The organism is Pseudomonas syringae CC1557 (assembly GCF_000452705.1).
In the GTDB taxonomy this organism is placed as follows: domain Bacteria; phylum Pseudomonadota; class Gammaproteobacteria; order Pseudomonadales; family Pseudomonadaceae; genus Aquipseudomonas; species Aquipseudomonas syringae_F.
Map to the genome: position 1 here is coordinate 1,985,462 of NZ_CP007014.1, position 25,455 is coordinate 2,010,916.

22 protein-coding genes are annotated in these 25,455 nt (G+C 58.4%); 18 read left to right on the forward strand and 4 right to left on the reverse strand.

Annotated features, from left to right (window positions below; translation table 11 throughout):
* Positions 1 to 206: 206 nt before the first annotated feature.
* The 10 genes from sdhC (at position 207) to brnQ (ending at position 13,440) form a co-directional block, all read left to right on the forward strand.
* Positions 207 to 581 carry a succinate dehydrogenase, cytochrome b556 subunit gene (sdhC, locus tag N018_RS09210; protein WP_024646000.1) on the forward strand — a complete coding sequence of 125 codons (375 nt, stop codon included), beginning with the start codon at positions 207 to 209 and terminating at the stop codon, positions 579 to 581.
* Positions 575 to 943, forward strand: a complete 369-nt coding sequence (sdhD, locus tag N018_RS09215) for a succinate dehydrogenase, hydrophobic membrane anchor protein (protein WP_024646001.1) — start codon at positions 575 to 577, stop codon at positions 941 to 943. Before sdhC ends, sdhD begins: the two co-directional genes overlap by 7 nt.
* Before the next feature lie 3 nt (positions 944 to 946).
* Positions 947 to 2,719 carry a succinate dehydrogenase flavoprotein subunit gene (sdhA, locus tag N018_RS09220; protein ID WP_024646002.1) on the forward strand — a complete coding sequence of 591 codons (1,773 nt, stop codon included), beginning with the start codon at positions 947 to 949 and terminating at the stop codon, positions 2,717 to 2,719.
* A 12-nt stretch (positions 2,720 to 2,731) separates the two neighbouring features.
* Positions 2,732 to 3,436 carry a succinate dehydrogenase iron-sulfur subunit gene (locus tag N018_RS09225; protein ID WP_024646003.1) on the forward strand — a complete coding sequence of 235 codons (705 nt, stop codon included), beginning with the start codon at positions 2,732 to 2,734 and terminating at the stop codon, positions 3,434 to 3,436.
* A gap of 258 nt (positions 3,437 to 3,694) precedes the next feature.
* Positions 3,695 to 6,526 (forward strand): 2-oxoglutarate dehydrogenase E1 component, encoded by a 2,832-nt coding sequence (locus N018_RS09230; RefSeq protein WP_024646004.1) that lies wholly within the window; start codon positions 3,695 to 3,697, stop codon positions 6,524 to 6,526.
* A 41-nt stretch (positions 6,527 to 6,567) separates the two neighbouring features.
* Entirely contained in the window at positions 6,568 to 7,791 is a 1,224-nt protein-coding gene (gene odhB, locus N018_RS09235; protein ID WP_025389394.1) for a 2-oxoglutarate dehydrogenase complex dihydrolipoyllysine-residue succinyltransferase, read from the forward strand.
* 172 nt (positions 7,792 to 7,963) lie between these two features.
* A complete protein-coding gene (gene lpdA / locus N018_RS09240) occupies positions 7,964 to 9,400 on the forward strand; it encodes a dihydrolipoyl dehydrogenase (RefSeq protein WP_024646006.1) in 1,437 nt (478 codons plus the stop codon).
* A gap of 207 nt (positions 9,401 to 9,607) precedes the next feature.
* Positions 9,608 to 10,774: an ADP-forming succinate--CoA ligase subunit beta gene (gene sucC / locus N018_RS09245; RefSeq protein ID WP_002552981.1), complete on the forward strand. Its 1,167-nt coding sequence runs from the start codon at positions 9,608 to 9,610 to the stop codon at positions 10,772 to 10,774.
* Entirely contained in the window at positions 10,774 to 11,655 is an 882-nt protein-coding gene (sucD, locus tag N018_RS09250; protein ID WP_024646007.1) for a succinate--CoA ligase subunit alpha, read from the forward strand. Before sucC ends, sucD begins: the two co-directional genes overlap by 1 nt.
* 471 nt (positions 11,656 to 12,126) lie before the next feature.
* Positions 12,127 to 13,440, forward strand: a complete 1,314-nt coding sequence (gene brnQ, locus N018_RS09255; RefSeq protein ID WP_024646008.1) for a branched-chain amino acid transport system II carrier protein — start codon at positions 12,127 to 12,129, stop codon at positions 13,438 to 13,440.
* Between the two features lie 95 nt (positions 13,441 to 13,535).
* Here the strand turns inward: brnQ and N018_RS09260 are convergent, their stop codons facing one another.
* Positions 13,536 to 13,796 (reverse strand): hypothetical protein, encoded by a 261-nt coding sequence (locus N018_RS09260; protein WP_024647136.1) that lies wholly within the window; start codon positions 13,794 to 13,796, stop codon positions 13,536 to 13,538.
* Positions 13,797 to 14,110: 314 nt separating this feature from the next.
* On the opposite strand from N018_RS09260, the gene htpG reads away from it, so the two are divergent.
* A complete protein-coding gene (htpG, locus tag N018_RS09265; protein ID WP_024647137.1) occupies positions 14,111 to 16,021 on the forward strand; it encodes a molecular chaperone HtpG in 1,911 nt (636 codons plus the stop codon).
* 97 nt (positions 16,022 to 16,118) lie between these two features.
* A complete protein-coding gene (locus N018_RS09270; RefSeq protein WP_024647138.1) occupies positions 16,119 to 16,847 on the forward strand; it encodes a dienelactone hydrolase family protein in 729 nt (242 codons plus the stop codon).
* A gap of 170 nt (positions 16,848 to 17,017) precedes the next feature.
* Here N018_RS09270 and fabB read toward each other — a convergent pair whose 3' ends face one another.
* From fabB to N018_RS09285, 3 genes are all read right to left on the reverse strand, one after another.
* Positions 17,018 to 18,241 carry a beta-ketoacyl-ACP synthase I gene (gene fabB / locus N018_RS09275; RefSeq protein WP_025389395.1) on the reverse strand — a complete coding sequence of 408 codons (1,224 nt, stop codon included), beginning with the start codon at positions 18,239 to 18,241 and terminating at the stop codon, positions 17,018 to 17,020.
* Positions 18,242 to 18,251: 10 nt separating this feature from the next.
* On the reverse strand, positions 18,252 to 18,767 hold the full coding sequence (gene fabA, locus N018_RS09280; RefSeq protein WP_005738075.1) for a 3-hydroxyacyl-[acyl-carrier-protein] dehydratase FabA: 516 nt from the start codon (positions 18,765 to 18,767) through the stop codon (positions 18,252 to 18,254).
* A 219-nt stretch (positions 18,768 to 18,986) separates the two neighbouring features.
* Positions 18,987 to 20,912: an ATP-binding protein gene (locus tag N018_RS09285; RefSeq protein WP_025389396.1), complete on the reverse strand. Its 1,926-nt coding sequence runs from the start codon at positions 20,910 to 20,912 to the stop codon at positions 18,987 to 18,989.
* A 276-nt stretch (positions 20,913 to 21,188) separates the two neighbouring features.
* Here N018_RS09285 and N018_RS09290 point away from each other — a divergent pair, with 276 nt between their 5' ends.
* The 6 genes from N018_RS09290 to N018_RS09315 all read left to right on the forward strand — a co-directional run bounded on the left by N018_RS09290 (position 21,189) and on the right by N018_RS09315 (position 25,365).
* Positions 21,189 to 22,214 (forward strand): NAD(P)H-dependent glycerol-3-phosphate dehydrogenase, encoded by a 1,026-nt coding sequence (locus tag N018_RS09290; protein WP_025389397.1) that lies wholly within the window; start codon positions 21,189 to 21,191, stop codon positions 22,212 to 22,214.
* Between the two features lie 25 nt (positions 22,215 to 22,239).
* Positions 22,240 to 22,584 carry a DUF4389 domain-containing protein gene (locus tag N018_RS09295; RefSeq protein WP_024647142.1) on the forward strand — a complete coding sequence of 115 codons (345 nt, stop codon included), beginning with the start codon at positions 22,240 to 22,242 and terminating at the stop codon, positions 22,582 to 22,584.
* Positions 22,581 to 23,036: a phosphohistidine phosphatase SixA gene (gene sixA / locus N018_RS09300; RefSeq protein ID WP_024647143.1), complete on the forward strand. Its 456-nt coding sequence runs from the start codon at positions 22,581 to 22,583 to the stop codon at positions 23,034 to 23,036. Before N018_RS09295 ends, sixA begins: the two co-directional genes overlap by 4 nt.
* 93 nt (positions 23,037 to 23,129) lie before the next feature.
* Positions 23,130 to 23,573, forward strand: a complete 444-nt coding sequence (locus N018_RS09305; protein ID WP_024647144.1) for a hotdog fold thioesterase — start codon at positions 23,130 to 23,132, stop codon at positions 23,571 to 23,573.
* Positions 23,574 to 23,704: 131 nt separating this feature from the next.
* A complete protein-coding gene (locus N018_RS09310) occupies positions 23,705 to 24,514 on the forward strand; it encodes an alpha/beta fold hydrolase (RefSeq protein WP_024647145.1) in 810 nt (269 codons plus the stop codon).
* Positions 24,511 to 25,365 carry an alpha/beta hydrolase gene (locus N018_RS09315; RefSeq protein ID WP_025389398.1) on the forward strand — a complete coding sequence of 285 codons (855 nt, stop codon included), beginning with the start codon at positions 24,511 to 24,513 and terminating at the stop codon, positions 25,363 to 25,365. The genes N018_RS09310 and N018_RS09315 overlap by 4 nt, the downstream gene beginning before the upstream one ends.
* The last annotated feature ends 90 nt before the right edge of the window (positions 25,366 to 25,455 follow it).

A 25,455-nucleotide genomic window follows, 5' to 3' on the forward strand; every position in this document is an offset into this window, starting at 1 on the left:
TTATCCCGGCAGCGCAATGCGCCATTGGCGGTAAGTCTGCGCGTTGTCATTAGCGCCCTAACTGTCTATACTCGGTGCCCGACCGCCAGAGGCTTTTTGGCCTGTTTCAAGGGGGTCGTCACTTCCTGGGTGGTGGGTACCTGACCAGTGCACTTCCCAACAACTTGCCCTGATTGTTAGGGGCTCTTCAAGTGTGAAAAAAAGCCGTGAATAGCCAACGACCTGTAAATCTAGACCTAAGGACCATCAAGCTCCCAGTCACCGCTTACACGTCCATCCTTCACCGCGTCTCCGGTGTCATCCTCTTTGTCGGTATTGCAATCATGCTGTATGCAATGGACAAGTCGCTGGCGTCCGAAGAAGGGTTCGGCGAAGTGAAGGCGTATCTGACCAGTCCGCTGGCCAAGCTGATCGTCTGGGGGCTTCTGTCTGCCTTGCTGTACCACCTGGTGGCCGGTATCCGTCACCTGATCATGGACACCGGGGTAGGCGAGACGCTCGAAGGCGGCAAGCTGGGCTCCAAAATCGTTATCGCGGTTTCCGTGGTACTGATTCTTCTGGCAGGAGTATGGATATGGTAACCAACGTCACGAACCTGTCGCGTTCGGGTCTCTACGACTGGATGGCGCAACGCGTCTCCGCAGTCGTGCTCGCGGCTTATTTCATATTCCTGATCGGATACGTGGTCTTTCATCCGGGTCTGAGTTACGCCCAATGGCATGATCTGTTCGCACACAACGGAATGCGTATCTTCAGTCTGCTGGCGCTTGTTGCCCTTGGCGCTCACGCCTGGGTCGGCATGTGGACCATCGCGACCGACTACCTGACGCCGATGGCGCTTGGCAAGTCCGCCACTGCGGTACGTTTCCTGTTCCAGGCGGTATGCGGCGTTCTGATGTTCGCCTACTTCGTCTGGGGCGTGCAGATTCTTTGGGGTATCTGATCCATGGCTAATATTAATGCGCTTTCTTTCGACGCCATCATCATTGGTGGCGGCGGTGCCGGCATGCGCGCTGCGCTGCAGCTGGCTCAAGGTGGTCACAAGACTGCCGTGGTCACCAAGGTCTTCCCGACCCGTTCGCACACCGTATCTGCCCAGGGTGGCATCACCTGCGCAATCGCCTCGGCCGATCCGAACGATGACTGGCGCTGGCACATGTACGATACCGTCAAGGGTTCCGATTACATCGGTGACCAGGACGCTATCGAGTACATGTGTTCAGTAGGCCCGGAAGCGGTCTTCGAGCTCGAGCACATGGGCCTGCCGTTTTCCCGTACCGAGCAGGGCCGCATCTATCAGCGTCCGTTCGGTGGTCAGTCCAAGGACTTCGGTAAAGGCGGTCAGGCTGCACGTACGTGCGCTGCTGCCGACCGTACCGGCCACGCGCTGCTGCACACCCTGTATCAGGCCAACCTCAAGGCTGGCACCGTATTCCTCAACGAATACTACGCAGTGGACCTGGTGAAGAATCAGGATGGCGCCTTTGTCGGCATCATTGCCATCTGCATTGAAACAGGCGAAACCTCCTACATCCGCGCCAACGCTACCGTGCTGGCAACCGGCGGTGCAGGTCGCATCTATTCGTCGACCACCAATGCCCTGATCAACACCGGTGACGGTATCGGCATGGCGCTGCGCGCCGGTGTGCCGGTGCAGGACATCGAGATGTGGCAGTTCCACCCGACCGGCATCGCCGGCGCAGGTGTACTGGTCACCGAAGGCTGCCGCGGTGAAGGCGGTTACCTGATCAACAAGCACGGCGAGCGTTTCATGGAGCGTTATGCTCCGAACGCCAAGGACCTTGCCGGTCGTGACGTTGTTGCGCGTTCCATGGTCAAGGAAATCATTGCCGGTAACGGCTGTGGTCCGGATGGCGATCACGTAATGCTCAAGCTCGATCACCTGGGTGAAGAAGTGTTGCACAGCCGCCTGCCAGGCATCATGGAGCTTTCCAAGACATTCGCCCACGTCGACCCTGCAACCGCGCCGATTCCGGTTGTTCCTACCTGCCATTACATGATGGGTGGCGTTGCTACCAACATTCATGGTCAGGCGATCACTCAGGATGCGGCTGGCGTTGACCAGATCATCCCGGGTCTGTTCGCGGTAGGTGAAGTGGCGTGCGTATCGGTTCACGGTGCCAACCGTCTGGGCGGCAACTCGCTGCTCGATCTGGTGGTATTCGGTCGTGCTGCAGGCATCCACCTGGAGCAGGCGCTGCGTGAAGGCGTCGATTATGCCCGCGCTTCCGAATCCGACATCGATGCTGCTCTCGCACGCCTTGCCGGCCTGAACGAGCGTACTACCGGTGAAGACGTTGCTTCGCTGCGTAAAGAGCTGCAAAGCTGCATGCAGAACTACTTCGGTGTGTTCCGCACTGGCGAATACATGCAGAAGGGTATTGCCCAGTTGGCTGACCTGCGTGGTCGTATCGCCAACGTCAAGATCAACGACAAGAGCCAGGCATTCAACACTGCCCGTATCGAAGCGCTTGAATTGCAAAACCTGCTGGAAGTTGCCGAAGCCACGGCGATTGCAGCAGAACATCGTAAAGAGTCCCGCGGCGCTCATGCCCGTGAAGACTTTGAAGATCGCGATGACGAGAACTGGTTGTGCCACACCCTGTATTTCCCGGCTGACAAGCGTGTGACCAAGCGTGCCGTGAACTTCTCGCCGAAAACCGTCCCGACTTTTGAACCTAAAATCCGGACTTATTAAGGGGTGACCGATATGTTGCAAGTCAGTGTTTATCGTTACAACCCTGATCAGGACGCTGCGCCGTTCATGCAGGAGTTTCAGGTCGATACCGGTGGCAAGGACCTGATGGTGCTGGACGTGCTGGCCCTGGTCAAAGAGCAGGATGAAGGCTTTTCGTACCGTCGCTCGTGCCGTGAAGGCGTGTGCGGTTCCGACGGCATGAACATCAACGGCAAGAACGGCCTGGCCTGCATCACGCCGCTGTCTGCCGTGGTTGCCAAGGGCAAGCTGATCGTACGTCCGCTGCCCGGCCTGCCAGTCATTCGTGACCTGGTCGTCGATATGAGCATCTTCTACAAGCAGTACGAGAAGGTGAAGCCGTTCCTGCAGAATGACACGCCGGCTCCGGCCATCGAACGTCTGCAAACTCCGGAAGAACGCGAAAAGCTCGATGGTCTGTACGAGTGCATCCTGTGCGCTTGCTGCTCGACTTCCTGCCCGTCCTTCTGGTGGAACCCGGACAAGTTCCTCGGCCCGGCAGCTCTGTTGCAAGCCTATCGCTTCCTGGCTGACAGCCGTGACACTCGCACCAGCGAACGTCTCGCTTCGCTCGATGATCCGTTCAGCGTGTTTCGCTGCCGCGGCATCATGAACTGCGTCAACGTTTGCCCGAAAGGCCTTAACCCAACCAAGGCTATCGGTCACGTCCGCAACATGTTGTTGCAAAACGGCGTCTGATTTATCGCTTTATCTGTTACACCGTTGCACTGATATGGCTGCGGCGCAGGCTTCAACCGGCGCCGTAGTTTTAACCTGAGCAGTAGCTTGAAAGCTGCGGCTCTTATTTTGAAGAAATGAGACCAGCAGGGGCATCCGGGCTGGTACCCGGACTATCTGCGTGATCCCTGGTGACTTGATACAGTCGCTGCACACGACTATTTCAGGATTGCTCTGGTGTCTTCGCCGGTGGTGTCCCCTTACCGAGGGTGACCAAGCATGCAAGAAAGCGTGATGCAGCGCATGTGGAACAGTGCCCACCTATCCGGTGGTAACGCTGCCTATGTGGAAGAGCTCTATGAGCTCTACCTGCACGACCCTAACGCTGTGCCAGAAGAATGGCGCACCTACTTTCAGAAGTTGCCAGCAGACGGCAGCTCTGCCACTGATGTATCGCACTCGACTATTCGCGATCATTTCGTGTTGCTGGCCAAAAACCAGCGCCGCGCTCAACCGGTGTCCGCCGGCAGTGTGAGCAGCGAGCACGAGAAGAAGCAGGTTGAAGTGCTGCGACTGATCCAGGCTTATCGGATGCGTGGCCATCAGGCTGCTCAGCTCGATCCGCTGGGCCTGTGGCAGCGTCCTGCGCCTGCCGATCTGTCGATTAACCATTACGGCTTGACCAATGCCGATCTGGACACGACTTTCCGTGCCGGTGACTTGTTCATTGGCAAAGAGGAAGCGAGCCTACGCGAAATTCATGAAGCGTTGCAGCAGACATATTGTCGCACCATCGGCTCCGAGTTCACGCACATCGTGGATTCCGAGCAGCGCAACTGGTTCATGCAGCGTCTTGAAAGTGTTCGCGGCCGTCCGAACTTCTCGGCCGACATCCAGAGCCACTTGCTGGAGCGCGTCACCGCAGCGGAAGGTCTTGAGAAATACCTGGGCACCAAATACCCGGGCACCAAGCGTTTCGGTCTGGAAGGCGGCGAAAGCCTGATCCCGATGCTCGACGAGCTGATTCAGCGTTCCGGGTCCTACGGCACCAAGGAAGTTGTGATCGGGATGGCCCACCGTGGCCGTCTGAACGTGCTGGTCAACACCTTCGGCAAGAACCCGCGCGACCTGTTCGACGAGTTCGAAGGCAAGAAGAAAGTGGAGCTGGGTTCGGGTGACGTCAAATACCACCAGGGTTTCTCTTCCAACGTCATGACCGCAGGCGGTGAAGTTCACCTGGCCATGGCCTTCAACCCGTCTCACCTGGAGATCGTTTCTCCGGTGGTCGAAGGTTCGGTTCGTGCACGTCAGGATCGTCGCAACGATCCGAACGGCGACAAGGTTCTGCCGATTTCCCTCCACGGCGACGCGGCCTTTGCCGGTCAGGGCGTGGTCATGGAAACCTTCCAGATGTCGCAGACTCGCGGCTTCAAGACGGGCGGCACGATCCACATCGTTATCAACAATCAGGTGGGTTTCACCATCAGCAACCCGCTGGACTCGCGTTCCACCGAGTACGCCACCGACGTTGCCAAGATGATTCAGGCGCCGATCCTCCATGTGAATGGCGATGATCCGGAAGCCGTGATGTTTGTCACCCAGCTGGCGATCGATTACCGCATGCAGTTCAAGCGCGACATCGTCATCGATCTGGTCTGCTACCGCCGTCGCGGTCACAACGAAGCTGACGAGCCTAGCGGCACTCAGCCTTTGATGTACCAGCAGATCACCAAACAGCGCACCACGCGTGAGCTGTATGCCGAGCATCTGATCAAGACCGGCGTTCTCGACGAGGCCCGCGTTCAGGCCAAGGTCGATGACTACCGCAGCGCGCTGGACAACGGTCTGCACGTCGTCAAAAGCCTGGTCAAGGAGCCGAACAAGGAATTGTTCGTCGACTGGCGCCCTTATCTGGGCCATGCCTGGACTGCGCGTCATGACACCCGCTTCGATCTGAAGACCTTGCAGGAACTGTCGGCCAAGCTGATGGAGCTGCCGGAAGGCTTCGTCGTGCAGCGTCAGGTGCAGAAGATCTACGAAGACCGTCAGAAGATGCAGGCCGGTGGCTTGCCGATCAACTGGGGTTACGCCGAAACCATGGCTTACGCCACGCTGGCGTTCGAAGGTCATCCGATCCGCATGACAGGTCAGGACATCGGTCGCGGTACGTTCTCGCACCGTCATGCTGTTCTGCACAACCAGAAAGACGCCGGGACTTACATTCCGTTGCAGAATCTGTATTCCGGTCAGCCGCGTTTCGACCTGTACGACTCGTTCCTGTCGGAAGAGGCCGTGCTGGCGTTCGAGTACGGTTATTCGACTACCCAGCCTGATGCGCTGGTTATCTGGGAAGCCCAGTTCGGCGATTTTGCCAACGGTGCCCAGGTGGTTGTCGACCAGTTCATCACCAGCGGCGAACACAAGTGGGGCCGTCTGTGCGGTCTGACCATGCTCTTGCCTCACGGCTACGAAGGGCAGGGGCCGGAGCATTCCTCGGCACGTCTGGAGCGTTATCTGCAATTGTGCGCAGAGCACAACATTCAGGTGTGCGTACCGACGACGCCGGCGCAGATCTACCACCTGTTGCGTCGTCAGGTCATCCGTCCGTTGCGCAAACCGCTGATCGTGCTGACACCGAAGTCGCTGCTGCGTCACAAGCTGGCCGTTTCGACCCTTGAAGACTTGGCCGAAGGTTCGTTCCAGACCGTTATTCCGGAAATCGATACGCTTGATCCGGCCAAGGTCACACGTCTGGTGCTGTGCAGCGGCAAGGTTTACTACGACCTGCTGGAAAAACGTCGTGCCGAAGGCCGTGAAGACATCGCTATCGTGCGCCTCGAGCAGTTGTACCCGTTCCCTGAAGATGACTTGATGGAAACCATCGCGCCTTACACCAACCTGCAACATGTGGTCTGGTGTCAGGAAGAGCCGATGAACCAGGGCGCCTGGTACAGCAGCCAGCACCATCTGCGTCGCAGCATGGGCAATCACAAACGCGAACTCGTTCTCGAGTATGCCGGTCGTGATGCCTCCGCTGCGCCAGCCTGTGGCTACGCTTCGATGCACGCCGAGCAGCAGGAAAAACTCCTGCGCGATGCCTTCACTGTTTAACGCCTTCGAGCATTAGAAACCGAATTAAGGAATTACAGATAATGGCTATCGAGATCAAAGCCCCCTCTTTCCCGGAATCCGTTGCCGACGGCACCATTTCCAAGTGGTACAAAAAAGAGGGCGATGCGGTAAAGCGCGACGAGATGCTGGTCGATATCGAGACTGACAAGGTTGTCCTCGAAGTGCTGGCCGAAGCTGACGGCGTGATGGGTGCGATCACCAAGGAAGAGGGTGCCATCGTACTGTCCAACGAAGTGCTTGGGACATTGAATGACGGTGCTACAGCATCGGCTGCTTCGGCACCTGCTGCTGCGCCTGCTTCGGCACCAGCCGCTGCACCGGCTGCGGCTGCTGGCGAAGAAGACCCGATTGCTGCGCCTGCTGCGCGTCAACTGGCTCAAGAAAACGGCATCAACCTGGCCAGCGTCAAGGGCACCGGTAAAGACGGCCGCATCACCAAGGAAGACATCGTTGCTGCTGTTGAAGCGAAGAAGTCCGCTCCTGCCGCTGCTCCTGCTGCCAAGCCTGCCGCCGCCGCTGCTCCTGTTGTTGCCGCAGGTGATCGCACCGAGAAGCGCGTTCCGATGACTCGCGTGCGTGCAACCGTTGCCAAGCGTCTGGTCGAAGCCCAGTCGAACATGGCGATGCTGACCACGTTCAACGAAGTCGACATGACTGAAGTCATGGCGCTGCGTTCGAAGTACAAGGACCTGTTCGAGAAGTCGCACAACGGCGTTCGCCTTGGCTTCATGTCGTTCTTCGTCAAGGCCGCTACCGAGGCGCTGAAGCGCTTCCCGGCAGTCAACGCTTCGATCGACGGCTCCGACATCGTTTACCACGGTTACGCTGACGTTGGCGTAGCGGTTTCCAGCGATCGCGGCTTGGTTGTGCCGGTTCTGCGTAACGCAGAACACATGAGCCTGGCCGAAATCGAAGGCGGCATCGCCACCTTCGGCAAGAAAGCCCGTGACGGTAAACTGTCGATCGATGAAATGACCGGTGGTACGTTCACCATCACCAATGGTGGTACTTTCGGTTCGATGATGTCGACACCGATCGTCAACCCGCCACAGGCTGCAATTCTGGGCATGCACAACATTCTGCAGCGCCCGATGGCAGTCAACGGTCAGGTTGTGATTCGCCCGATGATGTATCTGGCGCTGTCTTACGATCACCGTTTGATCGACGGCAAGGAAGCGGTAACCTTCCTCGTGACCATCAAGAACCTGCTGGAAGATCCGGCTCGTCTGCTGCTGGATATTTGATGACGCAGTCCCGGGCTGAACGCGACAGGCTGCGCAAGAGCGCAGTCTGTCGCACCGCCCGGGTCTTGCAGATGACATCTAATGAACAGGTTGCAACGCTCGTCTGTAAAGCATCACAGACCTGCCTGCAGCTTGCAGGTTAAAGCTCGCAGCTATAGAGGAATTCTTTTTTATGTCCCAGAAATTCGACGTGGTAGTGATTGGCGCAGGCCCTGGCGGTTATGTTGCCGCCATCAAGGCTGCGCAACTTGGTCTCAAGACTGCCTGCATCGAGAAGTATCAGGACAAGGAGGGCAAACTGGCCCTCGGCGGTACCTGCCTGAACGTGGGTTGCATTCCTTCCAAGGCACTGCTCGACAGCTCCTGGAAATTCTACGAAGCCAAGAACGGTTTCAGCGTGCACGGTATCTCGACGTCTGAAGTGAACATCGATGTACCGGCCATGATCGGCCGCAAGTCGACCATCGTCAAAGGCCTGACCGGCGGCGTCGCCAGCCTGTTCAAAGCCAATGGCGTGACCACTTTGCAGGGCCACGGCAAACTGCTGGCCGGCAAGAAGGTCGAGCTGACCGCGGCCGACGGTACTGTCGAAATCATCGAAGCGGACCATGTGATCCTGGCTTCGGGTTCGCGTCCTATCGACATTCCGCCAGCTCCGGTTGACCAGAAAGTCATCGTCGATTCGACCGGTGCTCTTGAATTCCAACAGGTTCCACAGCGTCTGGGCGTGATCGGCGCTGGCGTGATCGGCCTGGAACTGGGTTCTGTCTGGGCTCGCCTGGGTGCTCAGGTTACCGTTCTGGAAGCGCTGGAGAAGTTCATCCCTGCAGCTGACGAAGCGGTTTCCAAGGAAGCACTGAAAACCTTCAACAAGCAGGGTCTGGACATCAAGCTGGGCGCTCGCGTGACCGGTTCCAAGGTTAATGGCGAAGAAGTGGTTGTCAGCTATACCGACGCTGCCGGCGAACAGTCGATCACCTTTGACCGTCTGATCGTGGCCGTTGGCCGTCGCCCTGTGACCACCGATCTGCTGGCAGCCGACAGTGGCGTCGATCTCGACGAGCGCGGCTTCATCTACGTCGATGACTACTGCACCACCAGCGTCCCGGGCGTTTATGCCATCGGTGACGTGGTTCGTGGCCTGATGCTGGCCCACAAGGCTTCGGAAGAAGGCATCATGGTTGTCGAGCGCATCAAGGGCCACAAGGCCCAGATGAACTACAACCTGGTTCCGTCGGTTATCTACACCCACCCGGAAATCGCCTGGGTAGGCAAGACCGAACAGACCCTCAAGGCCGAAGGCGTTGAAGTCAATGTCGGTACGTTCCCGTTTGCAGCCAGTGGCCGTGCCATGGCAGCCAACGACACCGGTGGTTTCGTCAAGATCATTGCTGACGCCAAGACCGACCGTGTCCTGGGTGTTCATGTGATTGGCCCGAGCGCTGCCGAACTGGTACAGCAGGGCGCAATCGCTATGGAATTCGGCAGCAGTGCAGAAGACATCGGCATGATGGTCTTCTCGCACCCGACGCTGTCCGAAGCGCTGCACGAAGCTGCATTGGCTGTGAATGGCGGTGCCATCCACATCCAGAATCGCAAAAAGCGTTAAGACAACAAGAGAAACCACGGCGCAGTGCCCGTCGTGAGCCTTGCAAGCAGGGCTTACCGCGGAATCTGCGCCGGACTCGACCTCTCAGGCGGCGCCATGAGTGCCTACGGCACGTGTGGAGTCCACCCGGAGTAGCGGTCACAGGTGGTGCGGCACGCTGACGTGCAGCACCGAATGCGCAGTACCTAAACGAAGACGGTAATAAGCATGAATCTTCACGAGTATCAGGGTAAGCAGCTGTTCGCTGAGTACGGCCTGCCAGTATCCAAGGGTTACGCGGTAGACACCCCGGAAGCAGCAGCAGAAGCCTGCGACAAGATCGGCGGGACCGAGTGGGTTGTCAAAGCCCAGGTTCACGCAGGTGGTCGTGGTAAAGCGGGCGGCGTAAAGCTGGTTCGCAGCAAGGAAGATGCAGCAGCCTTCGCTCAACAGTGGCTGGGCAAGCGTCTGGTCACTTACCAGACTGACGCCAACGGTCAGCCAGTGACCAAGATCCTGGTCGAGTCCTGCACCGATATCGCCAAAGAGCTGTATCTGGGCGCTGTGGTCGATCGTTCCAGCCGTCGTATCGTGTTCATGGCTTCCACCGAAGGTGGCGTGGACATCGAGAAGATCGCTCACGACACTCCTGAAAAGATTCTCAAGGCTACTATCGATCCTCTGGTTGGCGCTCAGCCATTCCAGGGTCGCGATCTGGCTTTCCAGCTGGGCCTGGAAGGCAAGCAGGTCACTCAGTTCGCCAAGATCTTCACCGGTCTGGCCAAACTGTTCCAGGACCACGATCTGGCCCTGCTCGAAGTGAACCCGCTGGTGATCAAGGCTGATGGCGATCTGCATTGCCTGGACGCCAAGATCAACATCGACGCCAACGCCATGTACCGTCAGCCAAAGCTGAAGGGTTTCCACGATCCTTCGCAGGACGATCCTCGCGAAGCTCACGCTGCCAAGTTCGAACTGAACTATGTCGCGCTGGAAGGCAACATCGGTTGCATGGTCAACGGTGCTGGCCTGGCCATGGGTACCATGGACATCGTCAACCTGCATGGCGGCAAGCCTGCAAACTTCCTTGACGTTGGCGGCGGTGCCACCAAGGAACGCGTTACCGAAGCGTTCAAGATCATCCTGTCCGACACCAATGTCGCGGCAGTACTGGTCAACATCTTCGGCGGCATCGTTCGTTGCGACATGATTGCCGAAGGCATCATCGGTGCAGTGAAAGAAGTCGGCGTGAAAATCCCGGTTGTTGTGCGCCTTGAAGGCAACAACGCTGAACTGGGCGCTAAAGTACTGGCAGAAAGCGGTTTGAACATCATCGCTGCTACCAGCCTGACCGACGCTGCTCAACAAGTTGTCAAAGCCGCGGAGGGCAAGTAATGAGCGTCCTGATCAATAAAGACACCAAGGTTATCTGCCAGGGTTTCACTGGTTCGCAAGGTACCTTCCACTCCGAACAAGCCATTGCCTACGGCACTAAAATGGTCGGCGGCGTGACACCAGGCAAGGGCGGCACCACGCACCTGAACCTGCCAGTGTTCAACACTGTGAAAGAAGCGGTAGAAACCACTGGCGCAACCGCCAGCGTTATCTACGTTCCGGCTCCTTTCTGCAAGGATTCCATCCTTGAAGCAGCGTTCGGCGGCATCAAGCTGATCGTCTGCATCACCGAAGGCATCCCGACCATCGACATGCTGGAAGCCAAGGTCAAGTGCGACGAGCTGGGTGTGATCCTGATCGGCCCTAACTGCCCAGGCGTCATCACTCCGGGCGAGTGCAAGATCGGCATCATGCCAGGTCACATTCACTTGCCAGGCAAAGTAGGCATCGTGTCGCGTTCCGGCACCCTGACTTACGAAGCTGTGAAGCAGACCACTGACGCCGGTTTCGGTCAGTCCACCTGCGTCGGCATCGGCGGTGACCCGATCCCTGGCTCGAACTTCATCGACATCCTGAAGCTGTTCCAGGAAGACCCGCAGACCGAAGCGATCGTCATGATCGGCGAGATCGGCGGTTCGGCTGAAGAAGAAGCGGCTGCCTACATCAAGGCACACGTGACCAAGCCGGTTGTTTCCTACATTGCTGGTGTGACTGCTCCTCCGGGCAAGCGCATGGGCCATGCCGGTGCAATCATCTCCGGTGGTAAAGGTACTGCAGACGAGAAATTCGCTGCACTGCAGGACGCTGGCGTAAAAACCGTGCGCTCCCTGGCAGACATCGGCAAGGCCCTGGCCGAGCTGACCGGTTGGCCGACCAAGTAAGCTTCGCTGCTTGCTGAACAGACAAGCTTCGCTTGCTTGTTCCGGCGATCGACAAAAGCCACCTTCGGGTGGCTTTTGTTTGGGCGTATGAAAAGCCGGCGGGAATCCTCCAGCCCGTTTCACACATACATCGTTATTCGTCGCCCCGTTGCTGACGAGTCAATTCCCTTATCTGCTCCTGTGTCGTCGATATCGCGCACAGATCGGGCATGGACATAAGCCGCCTAATGCGCGGGCGGTCTGTCAGGTATTTCAAAGCGTATGGCAGTTGCTTCGACCGCCAGTTATTGCACCGCGCGCCCTGAGGCAGTGCATTTTTGGTCGAAGTTGGCTACCCTATGCGCCATTTTTGCGTTGCCCTCAAAAGGGGCGGTTCGCAAGGTACTGCCACGTCTTACGCCGACGGGCTGCGTCTGCCCCATTCATGGGTGGCGTCCCATCCCTTATCTCGATTCCGTGTGGTCCCTCGCAATGAAAGTGTTGAAAGGCCAGGACATCCTGGCACTTGGTTTCATGACATTCGCCCTGTTCGTCGGGGCTGGCAATATCATCTTCCCGCCTATCGTGGGCCTGCAGGCCGGGCCGAATGTGTGGATCGCCGCGCTCGGCTTTCTGGTTACCGCCGTCGGCTTGCCGGTGGTCACTGTAATCGCCCTAGCCAGGGTCGGTGGCGCGATGGATGCGTTGAGTAGCCCTATCGGCAAAGTGGCCGGCGGCGCGCTTGCTGCTGTGTGCTATCTGGCGGTCGGTCCGCTGTTCGCGACGCCTCGTACCGCCACCGTCTCGTTCGAAGTGGGTCTGGCACCGCTGACCGGCGACAGCCCGATGGCGTTGTTCCTCTATAGCCTGGTGTATTTCCTGGTGGTGTTCTGGGTTTCGCTGTATCCCGGTCGTCTGCTCGATACCGTGGGACGTTTTCTGGCGCCACTGAAAATCCTCGCCCTGGCGATGTTGGGCATTGCAGCATTTGCCTTGCCCGCCGGTGGAACAGGGCAGGCTGAGCCCGCTTATGCCGCCGCACCGTTTTCTCAGGGCTTCATCAATGGTTATCTGACCATGGACACCCTGGGGGCGCTGGTCTTCGGCATTGTCATCGTCAATGCCATCCGCTCGCGCGGCGTCGAGTCGCCACGGCTGATCACGCGCTACGCGATCATCGCTGGATTGATTGCAGGGGTAGGGCTGGCGCTGGTCTATGTCAGCCTGTTCCGCCTGGGTTCCGGCAGTCACGCCGTTGCGGCAGGTGCAAGCAATGGCGCAGCCGTGTTGCACGCCTACGTGCAGCATACCTTCGGTTCGCTGGGCAGCGGGTTCCTGGCGGTACTGATCTCTCTGGCCTGTCTGGTCACGGCGGTCGGTCTGACCTGCGCCTGTGCTGAATACTTCGCCAAGGTACTGCCACTGTCCTACCGGACGCTGGTGATTATTCTGGCGGTGTTCTCGTTGCTGGTATCCAATCTGGGCCTGACCCGGCTGATTCAGTTTTCGATTCCGGTGCTTACCGCGATCTACCCGCCGTGCATCGTTCTGGTCGCGCTGAGCTTCTGTAAGGGGCTCTGGCAGAGCCAGGGACGGGTCGTTGCGCCTGTGATGCTGGTGTCTTTGATTTTCGGCCTGATCGACGCGCTGAAGGGCGCAGGCTTCGGTGAGTATCTGCCGGACGTGCTGACCAGTCTGCCACTGAGTGATCAGGGGCTGGCGTGGCTGGTGCCGTCGGTTATCACCCTGGCGGGTGCTGTGTTGGTGGACAGGGTTATGGGCAAACGCAGCGAAGCACTGGCGTGAACTGCCGGAATGCCAGCCTTGGCTAACTGACAAAACGCATGACATGAAAAGGCCCGCTCGAAGCGGGCCTTTTCAATTCAGCGAACTCGCCAGCCTTATTTGGTGGCTGGAGCTGCTTCTGGCGCCTTGTTGGCGTTTTCTGCGGCGCGCTGTTGTGCGGCTTCCGCGTTTTTCTGGGCGGCTTCCTGGCTTTCCTTGGCCGCGTCATTCACTTTGTCCTGAGCCTTTGCCATCGACTCTTGGGACTGCTCAGCTGCCTTGTTGGCATCTTGCTGAGTGTTTTCGGATTTCTTGTCACAGGCGGCGAGGCCCAGGGTGGCAGAAAGCATCAAGGCATAGGCTAAAGTTTTACGCATGGGGTGTTTCTCCTTATTAAGTATTCACGAGCCTAAGAGCGTGCGCCAAGCCTTTAAGTTCCAGGCACGAGCAGAATATCGGAGACGGTTGTTCCATGGGCGTTACAGGCCAGCGAACCTGACTGGATCGCGACCGTTGCAGGGAGGTGTCGATCAACCCGTTTCGCGTCGTTTTTCGATGCATGAATCAGCCTCCGGGCATTTTTTGCTCTTGAAATCCTCAACCCAGCCCCCACCTTGATGACTACCCGCTGTCATGCAGGCCGATGCCTCAACGTGACGGCTTATGCCATCCAGATCGGAGTTTGATGATTATGAGTGTGGAAACTCAAAAGGAAACCCTGGGCTTCCAGACCGAGGTAAAGCAACTGCTGCACCTCATGATCCATTCGCTGTATTCCAACAAGGAAATCTTCCTTCGCGAATTGATCTCGAACGCGTCTGACGCGGTCGACAAATTGCGTTTTGAAGCGTTGTCGAAGCCTGAGTTGCTGGAAGGTGACGGCGCAGAACTGAAGATCCGCGTGAGCTTCGACAAGGACGCGAAGACCGTTACCCTTGAAGACAACGGCATCGGTATGAGCCGTGAAGATGTGATCACCCACCTGGGCACCATTGCCAAGTCGGGCACCGCCGACTTCATGAAAAACCTGTCGGGCGACCAGAAAAAGGATTCGCACCTGATCGGTCAGTTCGGCGTGGGCTTTTACTCGGCATTCATCGTTGCCGACCAAGTCGAAGTGTTCAGCCGTCGCGCCGGTTCGCCCGCCAGCGAAGGCGTTCACTGGTCTTCTAAAGGTGAGGGCGAGTTTGAAGTCGCCAACGTCGAAAAGGCCGAGCGCGGTACGCGTATCGTGTTGCACCTGAAAAACGGTGAAGAAGAGTTCGCAGACGGTTACCGCCTGCGCAACATCATCAAGAAATACTCCGACCACATCGCCTTGCCGATCGAACTGCCCAAAGAGCAGGCTGCGGCCGCCGAGGGTGAGGAAGCACCTGCGCTGGAATGGGAAACCGTCAACCGCGCCAGCGCACTCTGGACCCGTCCACGCACTGAAGTGAAGGACGAGGAGTACCAGGAGTTCTACAAGCACGTCGCCCACGACTACGAGAACCCGCTGAGCTGGAGCCACAACAAGGTTGAAGGCAAGCTGGAATACACCTCGCTGTTGTACGTACCTGCACGTGCCCCGTTCGATCTGTATCAGCGTGAAGCGCCACGCGGCCTGAAGTTGTATGTGCAGCGTGTGTTTGTCATGGACCAGGCCGAATCGTTCCTGCCGTTGTACATGCGCTTCGTCAAGGGCGTGGTCGATTCCAATGACCTGTCGCTGAACGTTTCCCGCGAAATCCTGCAGAAAGATCCGATCATCGATTCGATGAAGTCGGCGCTGACCAAGCGCGTGCTGGACATGCTGGAGAAACTGGCGAAAAACGAGCCCGAGAAGTACAAGGGTTTCTGGAAAAACTTCGGCCAGGTCCTCAAGGAAGGGCCGGCGGAAGACTTCGCCAACAAGGAAAAAATCGCCGGTCTGCTGCGTTTTGCATCGACTTCCGACGACAGCGGCGAGCAGAGTGTGTCTCTGGCTGAGTACCTGGCGCGTGCCAAGGAAGGCCAGGACAAGATCTATTACCTCACCGGTGAATCCTACGCGCAGGTCAAGAACAGCCCGCACCTTGAGGTCTTCCGCAAGAAAGGCATCGAAGTGCTGTTGCTCACCGACCGTATCGACGAGTGGCTTATGAGCTACCTCAGCGATTTCGACGGCAAGAGCTTTGTCGACGTGGCGCGTGGAGATCTGGATCTGGGCAATCTTGACTCTGAAGAGGACAAGAAAGCACAGGAAGAGATCGCCAAGGACAAGGAAGGTCTTATCGAGCGCTTGAAAGCCGCGCTCGGTGATGCGGTAAGTGAAGTGCGGGTTTCGCACCGTCTGACCGATTCGCCAGCCATTCTGGCCATTGGCGAGCAGGACATGGGTCTGCAAATGCGTCAGATTCTGGAAGCCAGCGGTCAGAAGGTTCCTGAATCGAAGCCGATCTTCGAATTCAATCCGGCTCACCCGCTGATCGGCAAGCTGGACGCAGAGCAGAGTGAAGAACGCTTCGGCGATCTGTCGCACATCCTGTTCGATCAGGCGGCTCTGGCTGCTGGCGACAGCCTGAAAGATCCGGCGGCCTATGTACGCCGTTTGAACAAGTTGTTGGTAGAACTGTCGGTTTGATAGCCGATTGACAAGAAACCCGCTTCGGCGGGTTTTTTGTTTTAATTTCCGTGACACGTTTTTCCTTTTTCCTTTTTCCAGTGATCAGGAGTCAGCAATGAGCAGCAATATCAATGTACGTTCTGTGGTTTATCAGATTGATGGTCAGCCTTACGAAAGCCGTCTGGTGTACGACGCCAACGCTGCTGCGCCACAGCCCGGTCTGCTGATGGCGCCCAACTGGATGGGTGTCAGCCAGGGCGCCGAAGACATTGCCAAAGCAGTGGCCGAGAAGGGCTATGTGGTGTTGCTGGCTGATCTTTATGGTCAGCAGATTCGCCCGAGTAACAACGACGAGGCGGGTGCCGCCATGACGCCGCTGAAGAACGATCGTGGTTTGCTGCGCAAGCGTATGCAGGCAGGTCTCGATCAGTTGTTGAGTCAGGCGGATGTTTCACTGGATGTAAGTCGAATCGCAACCTTCGGTTTTTGCTTTGGCGGCTGCTGCTCGCTGGAACTGGCGCGTACCGGTGCTGAGCTGAAAGCCGCGATTTCCTTCCACGGCACGCTGGATACGCCGAACCCGGCTGATGCACACAACATCAAAGGCTCGGTGCTGGTCTTGCACGGCGCTTCTGATCCATTGGTGCCGAAAGAGCAACTGCCGGCTTTCGAGGATGAAATGAACGCTGCTGGCGTGGACTGGCAACTGCACAGCTACGGCGGCGCATTTCACTCATTCACCGATCCGCACGCCAACGTGCCGGGCATGATGATGTACGACGCCAAAGTGGCAGGGCGTGCGTTCAAGTCGATGCATGATCTGTTGGGCGAAGTGTTCGGCTGAGAAGTTGCTGCTTCGCGTCTGATGCCAAGTGCGCGGCGCAACGTAGATGCGTGACGCGGAGTGTCCGAAGGAACACTAGCGTGCTGCGCTGTGCAGGACTGTAATGCCTTGCCCGAGTCACAAAAAAGGCGCCTCGAAAGGCGCCTCTTTTATGGGTTGCAAAAGCCGTATTACTTGCCCGCCCAGCGCTTCAGTACCAGCGTGGCGTTGGTACCGCCGAAGCCGAAGCTGTTGCTCATGACCAGATCGATCTTCGCATCTTCCTTGGTCTTGAGCAGGATAGGCATGTCGGCAATCGCCGGGTCCAGCTCGTCGATGTTGGCCGAACCTGCGATGAAGTTGTTCTCCATCATCAGCAGGCAGTAGATCGCTTCGTGAACGCCTGCAGCGCCCAGCGAGTGGCCGGACAGGCTCTTTGTCGAGCTGATGGCCGGGGCATGGGAGCCGAATACTTCGCGTACACCGTCCATTTCCTTGGCGTCGCCAACCGGGGTCGAGGTGCCGTGGGTGTTGATGTAATCGACGTCTTTCTTGTCGAGACCGGCCAGCGCCATCTGCATGCAGCGAATGGCACCTTCACCGCTCGGCGCAACCATGTCGTAGCCGTCGGAGGTAGCACCGTAACCGACGATTTCAGCGTAGATTTTCGCGCCGCGTGCCAGAGCGTGTTCCAGCTCTTCGACAACGACCATGCCGCCGCCACCGGCAATGACGAAACCGTCACGCTTGGCGTCGTAGGCACGGGAGGCTTTTTCCGGTGTTTCGTTATACTGGGTAGACAATGCACCCATGGCGTCGAACAGGAACGACTGGCTCCAGTGCTCTTCTTCACCACCACCGGCAAACACGATGTCCTGCTTGCCCAGCTGGATCTGCTCGACAGCATTGCCGATGCAGTGGGCGCTGGTGGCACAAGCGGACGAGATGGAGTAGTTCACACCCTTGATCTTGAAGGGGGTGGCCAGGCAAGCCGAAACGGTGCTGCCCATGGTCCGCGTGACGCGGTATGGACCGACGCGCTTGACGCCTTTTTCGCGCAGGATGTCCAGCGCTTCCATCTGGTTCAGGGTCGAAGCGCCGCCGCTACCGGCGATCAGGCCGGTACGCACATTGGACACCTGCTCGTCGGTCAGGCCCGAGTCGGTAATGGCGTCTTTCATCGCCAGATAGGCATAAGCAGCCGCATGGCCGACAAAGCGGAAGATCTTGCGATCGATCAGTTCTTCCAGGTCCAGGTCGATGGACCCGGACACCCGGCTGCGCAGACCCATCTCAGCATATTCCGGGTTGAAGCGGATGCCAGGGCGGTTAGCACGCAGGTTGGCGGTGACGGTTTCTTTGTCATTGCCCAAGCAGGAAACAATACCCAGACCAGTGATAACGACGCGGCGCATGCGAGTACCCTTAGAAATTTTCAGTGGAAGTAAATACGCCGACCCGAAGGCCTTCGGCGGTATAAATTTCGCGACCGTCGACACTCACCGAACCGTCGGCGATGGCCAGGTTCAGCTTGCCCTTCAGGACGCGTTTGATATGAATGTTGTAAGTGACTTTTTTGGCGGTCGGAAGGACCTGGCCAAAAAACTTCACTTCGCCTGAACCCAGGGCGCGGCCGCGGCCGGGGTTGCCCTGCCAGCCAAGATAGAAGCCGACCAGTTGCCACATGGCGTCGAGGCCCAGGCAGCCTGGCATGACCGGATCACCTTCAAAGTGACAGGCAAAGAACCAGAGGTCAGGCGTGATGTCGAGTTCAGCGACCAACTCACCCTTGCCGAACTTGCCGCCTTCTTCGCTGATGTGCGTAATGCGATCAACCATCAGCATGTTGGGGGCGGGCAGTTGCGCGTTACCTGGGCCGAACAGCTCGCCACGACTGCAGCGCAGCAAGTCTTCCCGGGTAAAGGCGTGTTGTTTGGTCATGCGAGCTCCTCAATAATCGTGTTCGGCAGGTTCGAGCGCCATTGGCCTGAAGCCGGTCCCGGAGGACTGGTTCACCAGAGCCCTGTCCGGCAGCCTACTCATAGACTGTTGCGTTGTAATGAAAGTCACAGCTCAGGCGAAATCAAAGTACACCTGTGCACTGAATTTTGTCGTCCGGCCGATTTTACAGGTCCATCCGGCTGCCAAGACTGCCGCAATTTAACATTTATCGCCAGTCGCAGGTGCCCGAAAGGCCATCCAACGCAACAAAACCTTCTGTAAATCAGCATGTTTGAACGGCTTGGCCAGGTAGTCATCCATGCCTGCCTGTAAACAGGCATCCCGGTCACCCTGCAATGCGTTGGCAGTCAAGGCAATGATTGGGATTCGATCAGGCCCGGAAAGTTGCCTGATTCGTCGCGTTGCCTCGTAGCCGTCCATGACCGGCAGTCGGCAATCCATCAGAATCAAAGCGTAATGCCCCGTGCCGGCCTTCATGACGGCCTCCGCGCCATCGACCGCCACGTCCACCTCGCAGTCCATATGATGCAGCATGGCCTGGACCACGGTGCGGTTCACCGGGTTGTCTTCGACCAGCAGTATTTTGCGCAGTCCATCGTGCTCGCCAAGTGTAGAAGGTTGCTCGCTGACAGCCGCCGGCAGGTTGTGCGACACAGTCAGCGGGATTTGCAGGGTGAAGACCGAGCCTGATCCTTCCTGGCTTTTGGCCCGCAGGGTGCCACCCATGCGTTCGGCGAGTGTGCGGGCAATCGGCAGCCCCAGTCCGGTTCCGCCATAGCGCCTGGAAATCGAGCTGTCTGCCTGCTTGAAAGCATCGAACATGGACTCCAGCCGGTCGGCCTCAATACCGATGCCACTGTCATGCACGGTGCAGGTGAAGCGCAGGTGGTCGTTGTCGAGCATTGCCCACTCGGCCTCCACGCAGACATTTCCCTGCTCGGTGAACTTGAGCGCGTTACCGATGAGGTTCACCAGAATCTGCCGAATCCGCGTCGGATCGCCCACGACCGTCAGCGCCTCCAGCCCCGGCTGAATATGCAGTTTGAGCGTTAATTTGCGTTGCATGGCGCTGTGGTTGAATGCATGGGTCGAAGCGCTGACCAGTTCCGCGAGGTTAAACGCGATGCCTTCCATTTGCAGCGCGTCGCGTTCGATTCGGGAAAAGTCGAGAATGTCGTTGATGACCCGCAGCAAGTGTTCCGTGGACTCGGTTGCCAGCGTCGCATATTCGCTCTGCTCGTTGGTCATGCGGGTGGTTTCCATGAGCTGCAACATGCCTAGCACGCCATTCATGGGAGTACGCAGTTCATGGCTCATCATTGCCAGAAAATCCGATTTGGCGCGGTTGGCCTGTTCGGCCTCTTCACGCGCCTGGATCAATTGCGCCACCGAGCGTTGCTGCTCAAGGCTGGCACGGTGCAGATTTTCTGCCAGATTATTGATATGCCGTGCCAGTGCGCCCAGTTCTGCATCGTCGCTGACGGGCAGTGGAGTGTGGTAGTCGCCTTGCTGAATGGCCTTGAGGGCTTCACCCATCGCGCTGATGGGGCGGGAGAGGCTCTGCGCCAGACGCCGGGCGAGCAGGAAGGTAAAGAGCAACGCGCAGAGGGCCAGGACTGCTGCCTTGAGAAGAATTTCCTGCTGGCGCTGGCTGAATGCTTCATTGGACATGCCGACCAGAACCCTTCCCAGATAGTCCTGCGAGGCGCTGTCCGGCGTCTTTTTGCTGGCCGCCTGACGGCCACGGGCCGCCGTGTGCTGGCGATAGATAGGCGCCTGGAATATTTCCATTTGCCGGGTCTGCTGCTCGTCTTCGCGGGGTTGATCGATGTAGATCAGTACCGTATTGGAACTGTCCTGAATTTCCACGTAGCGGACGTTGGGCATCGACAGGGTTGCGCGCATCAGGGCCTTCAGGCCGTCGATATCGTCCGCAGTCACGCCGGGTTCAGTGGCCGGAGCCAGTTGGTTGGCGATGAGCTGCCCAGTGTGATTGAGCTCCTGGCGTAAATCCTGAATGCGTACGAAGGTGAAGAAGCTGATCAGCAGCACCGTCAGCAACAGGGCCGGGCCGAGGCTGATGACCTGGGTGCGGGTATTGATGTCCCAATGACGAAATGTCATTGGCTGCTCGCCTTGCGTACAAGGCAATACGCCTGAAATCCGATTGATGCTTCCATGCCTGTGTGCTCGGTGGTCGCGTATCGGTCCCGGCGCGCAGCAAGCTCGCACGCAAAAAAGGGAACCGACCGTAGTGATAGTTCATGCGGGTTGTGCGCATGTTAACCGAGATGGCCCGGGTTTCCGCCAGCAAGTTGTTGTGCATGGCCGCTGGCTGATAGCGTGGCGCTCCGTATAATGCCCGCATCGCCTTTTAACGGCTCTGGATGGATAGTTTTTATGACCACACAGCAACCAGTCGCGGTTCTTGGTGGTGGCAGCTTCGGTACTGCCATCGCAAATCTGCTGGCCGAGAATGGTCATCAGGTTCGTCAGTGGATGCGCGATCCGGAGCAGGCGGAGTCGATTCGTGTGAATCGCGAGAATCCCCGCTACCTCAAGGGCATCAAGGTCCGCCCGGAAGTCGAGCCGGTCACCGATCTGACCGCTGTGCTTGAGGGCAGCGAACTGATTTTCGTCGCCTTGCCCTCAAGTGCCCTGCGCGCGGTGCTGTCGCCGCATGTCGAGCGCCTGAATGGCAAGATGCTGGTCAGTCTGACCAAGGGTATTGAAGCGCAGAGCTTCAAGCTGATGAGCCAGATCCTTGAAGAAATCGTCCCGCAAGCGCGTATTGGCGTGCTGTCCGGCCCCAACCTGGCCCGCGAGATCGCCGAGCATGCGTTGACTGCCACCGTGGTCGCCAGCGAAGACGAGGCGCTTTGCCAGCAGGTTCAGGCCGCGCTGCACGGTCGCACGTTTCGCGTCTATGCCAGCACCGACCGCTTTGGCGTCGAGCTGGGCGGGGCGTTGAAGAATGTCTACGCGATCATTGCCGGCATGGCAGTGGCGCTGGACATGGGCGAGAACACCAAGAGTATGCTGATCACTCGTGCTCTGGCAGAAATGACACGCTTCGCGGTCAGCCAGGGCGCCAACCCGATGACCTTCCTCGGCCTGGCAGGAGTGGGCGACCTCATCGTCACCTGCTCATCACCGAAAAGCCGTAATTATCAGGTCGGCTTCGCGCTGGGCCAGGGCTTGACGCTCGATGAGGCGGTGACCCGTCTGGGCGAAGTGGCGGAGGGCGTGAACACGCTCAAGGTGCTCAAGGTCAAGGCTCAGGAAGTGCAGGTCTACATGCCGCTGGTCGCCGGGCTGCATGCGATCCTTTTTGAAGGCCGTACGCTCAGTCAGGTCATCGAAGCGTTGATGCGTGCCGAGCCGAAGACGGACGTCGATTTCATCTCCATTACCGGCTTTAATTGAATTCAGTCTGATCAGGGAGAACCTCTTGAACGAGTCGAAAATCCACAACAACGAGTCGATTCTGTTACGCATTCTGTGGATGCTGCTGTTTCTGGGCGTGTGGCACGTCGCCCAGATAGTGTTGGCGGGCGTGATTCTAGTGCAGTTGGGCTATCGCCTGATTTACGCTGCGCCCAGTGGCAGCCTGATGAATTTTGGCGACAGCCTCAGCCAGTATCTGGCGCAGATCGGGCGTTTCGGTACGTTTCACAGTGACCAGAAGCCCTGGCCGTTTGCCGACTGGCCAACCCCCCGAGCTCCGGAAGGCGAGGCGGCGCATGCTGTCGCGCAAGCGCCGCACCCGGTGCGCGATGAGGAGCCAAAGCTGTGAAGGTCTGGGTGCTGCGCCACGGCGAGGCGCAATCAAGGGCGCGCAGCGATGCCGAGCGGGAATTGACCGTCCATGGCCGTGAGGAAGTGCTCAAGAGCGCGGTTCATCTGAGTGACAAGGCGGTGCAGCGGATAATCGCCAGTCCCTACGTTCGCGCGCAGCAGACAGCCGAGCTGGTCCGTCAGTCGCTGGGTTTCAGCGAGCCGGTGACCACCGTGCCCTGGCTGACGCCCGACAGCACGCCACGGCAGGTGCTGGAACAGCTTGATAAGCTTGGTGTGGATGAAGTGCTGCTGGTCAGCCACCAGCCGCTGGTGGGCGAACTGATCGGCGTGCTTGCGCACGGTAGTGTGCAGCAGGCTCAGCCGATGAGCACCGCCAGCCTGGCAGAGCTTGAAGGCGAGTTTGCCATTGCCGGTGGCATGACACTCAACAGTGTTCGGCATGTCTGAACGGACGCTTGAAGCCGGTTTTTCTGTTTCAGGCACAGCAATCAAACGCCAGCGTTCTCGATGCGCAGGTGACACTCCGGAAAAGGACTGAACATGAGCATATGGCATCAGGCTCCCGATATCGAAGCCCTTATGGTGGCCCAGAAAAACACTATCGGCGAAGTGCTGGATATTCGCTTCGAGTCATTCACTGACGACTCGCTCACCGCCAGCATGGTGGTCGATCAGCGTACCCATCAACCGTTCGGGCTGTTGCATGGTGGTGCCTCGGTGGTGCTGGCCGAATCGCTGGGTTCGATGGCCAGTTATCTGGTCGTCGACTCAGGCAAGTATTTCTGTGTGGGCCTGGAGGTCAACGCCAACCATCTGCGTGGCGTGCGTGCCGGGCGTGTCACCGGCGTCGTGAGGCCCGTGCACATAGGCCGGACAACGCATGTATGGGATATCCGCATCAGCAACGAGGAAGGCAAGCTGAGCTGCATTTCGCGCCTGACAGTGGCGGTCGTGCCACATGGCCAGGAGCCTCCCGCGCGCTGATGGCGTTCGCCTGTTCATGGATGAGTGCCGAGGATGGCCGGAGTGACACCTGCGATGGCGGTTCCAGTCATTGCCGTGCTTCGGAGCAAGTGCGCACAATCGAGGTTCATACCGCCCATGGAAGTATTGGCATGTCGCAACCTGTGTTCTTTGCTCACGCCAATGGCTTTCCTTCAGCGACTTACGGCAAGCTGTTTTCTGCACTGGCGCCGGAATATTCTGTGGCTCACCTTGAGCAGCATGCCCACGATCCGCGTTTCCCGGTAAATGACAACTGGTTGAACCTGGTCGATGAGCTGCTTCACCATCTTCGCGAGCAGGCAGGGCCGGTGTGGGGAGTAGGGCATTCGCTGGGCGGGGTGCTGCATCTGCATGCCGCGTTGCGCTGCCCGGAACTCTATCGCGGTGTGGTGATGCTGGATTCGCCGGTACTGGGGCTGGCCGATCAACTGTTCATACGTGCCGCCAAGCGCCTGGGGTTTATTGATCGCATCACGCCAGCGGCTCGCACCCTGGGCCGGCGCGAGGCGTTTGATGATCTGGACTCGGCCCGTGCCTACTTCTCCGGAAAGACGCTGTTTCGCCGCTTCGACCCCGACTGTCTGACCGCTTATCTGCAGCATGGCCTGAGGCCGGATGGCGAGCAGTTGCGCCTGCGCTTCGACCCGGCGACGGAGATCAGTATCTACCGCAGCATTCCTCATACCAGTCCGATTCCGTCAAGGCAGCTCAAGGTACCGCTGGCCATGGTGCGTGGCCGACACAGCCGGGTGATCATGCCGCATCATGGCTATCTGGCCAGGCGCATGCGCGAAGGCGAATACCTGTCCATGCCGGGAGGGCATATGTTTCCACTTGAGCGCCCTGATGAAACGGCGCAATTACTCAAGTCGCTATTCACCCGCTGGGAGGCTCGACGCCTGCAACGGGCACACGCATGACGTTGCCGGTCGAGGAAGTGCGCCTGAGTCTCGGCCACATCGAACTGGCTGCCCACCTGTCTGGCCCCGAAGACGGTCAGCCGGTGATTGCGCTGCATGGCTGGCTCGACAATGCCAACAGTTTTGCCCGGCTGGCTCCGCGTCTGGAAGGGCTGCGCATCGTGGCACTCGATCTGGCCGGGCATGGTCATTCCGCTCACCGTCCTGCCGGCTCTTCCTACGCGCTGGCCGACTATGTGTTTGATGTGTTGCAGGTGGCGGAACAATTGGGCTGGCAGCGTTTCGCTCTGTTGGGGCATTCGCTGGGTGCAATCATTTCAGTGCTGCTTGCAGGGTCGTTACCAGAACGTGTCACGCGTCTGGCACTGATCGATGGTCTTATTCCTCTGACCGGCGATCCTGACTCGGCCGCTGAGCGCATGGGCGCTGCCATGCAAGCGCAGCTCAGGCTGTCAGGGAAGAAGAAGCCGGTCTACGAAGATCTGGAGCGAGCGATTCAGGCGCGCATGAAGGGTGTGCTCGCGGTCAGTCGCGAAGCGGCGGAGTTACTGGCACAACGCGGTCTGATGCCGGTACCGGGCGGTTATACGTGGCGCAGCGATCGCCGCCTGACCCTGCCATCCGCGACACGTCTTACCCGGCAACAGGCAATGGCCTTCGTCCATAGCATCCGTTGTCCGACGCAACTGGTGGTCGCGGCGGACGGTATTCTGGTGAAGAGTCAGGAGGTGCTGTCCGGGCTGCCTTTCGAGGTGGTGCAGCTTGACGGCGGTCATCATCTGCATCTGGACGATGAGCAGGGCGCCAGCTCTGTTGCACACTGTATCAATCGCTTTTTCGCTGCGCCTTGACTTGCAGGCGGCAACTGCCGACGCTGGGCGGGTTGAAACAGGAGTCAACCGTGATGGATCAATCCGCAGCTTCTCGTGACCGCCTTGCTG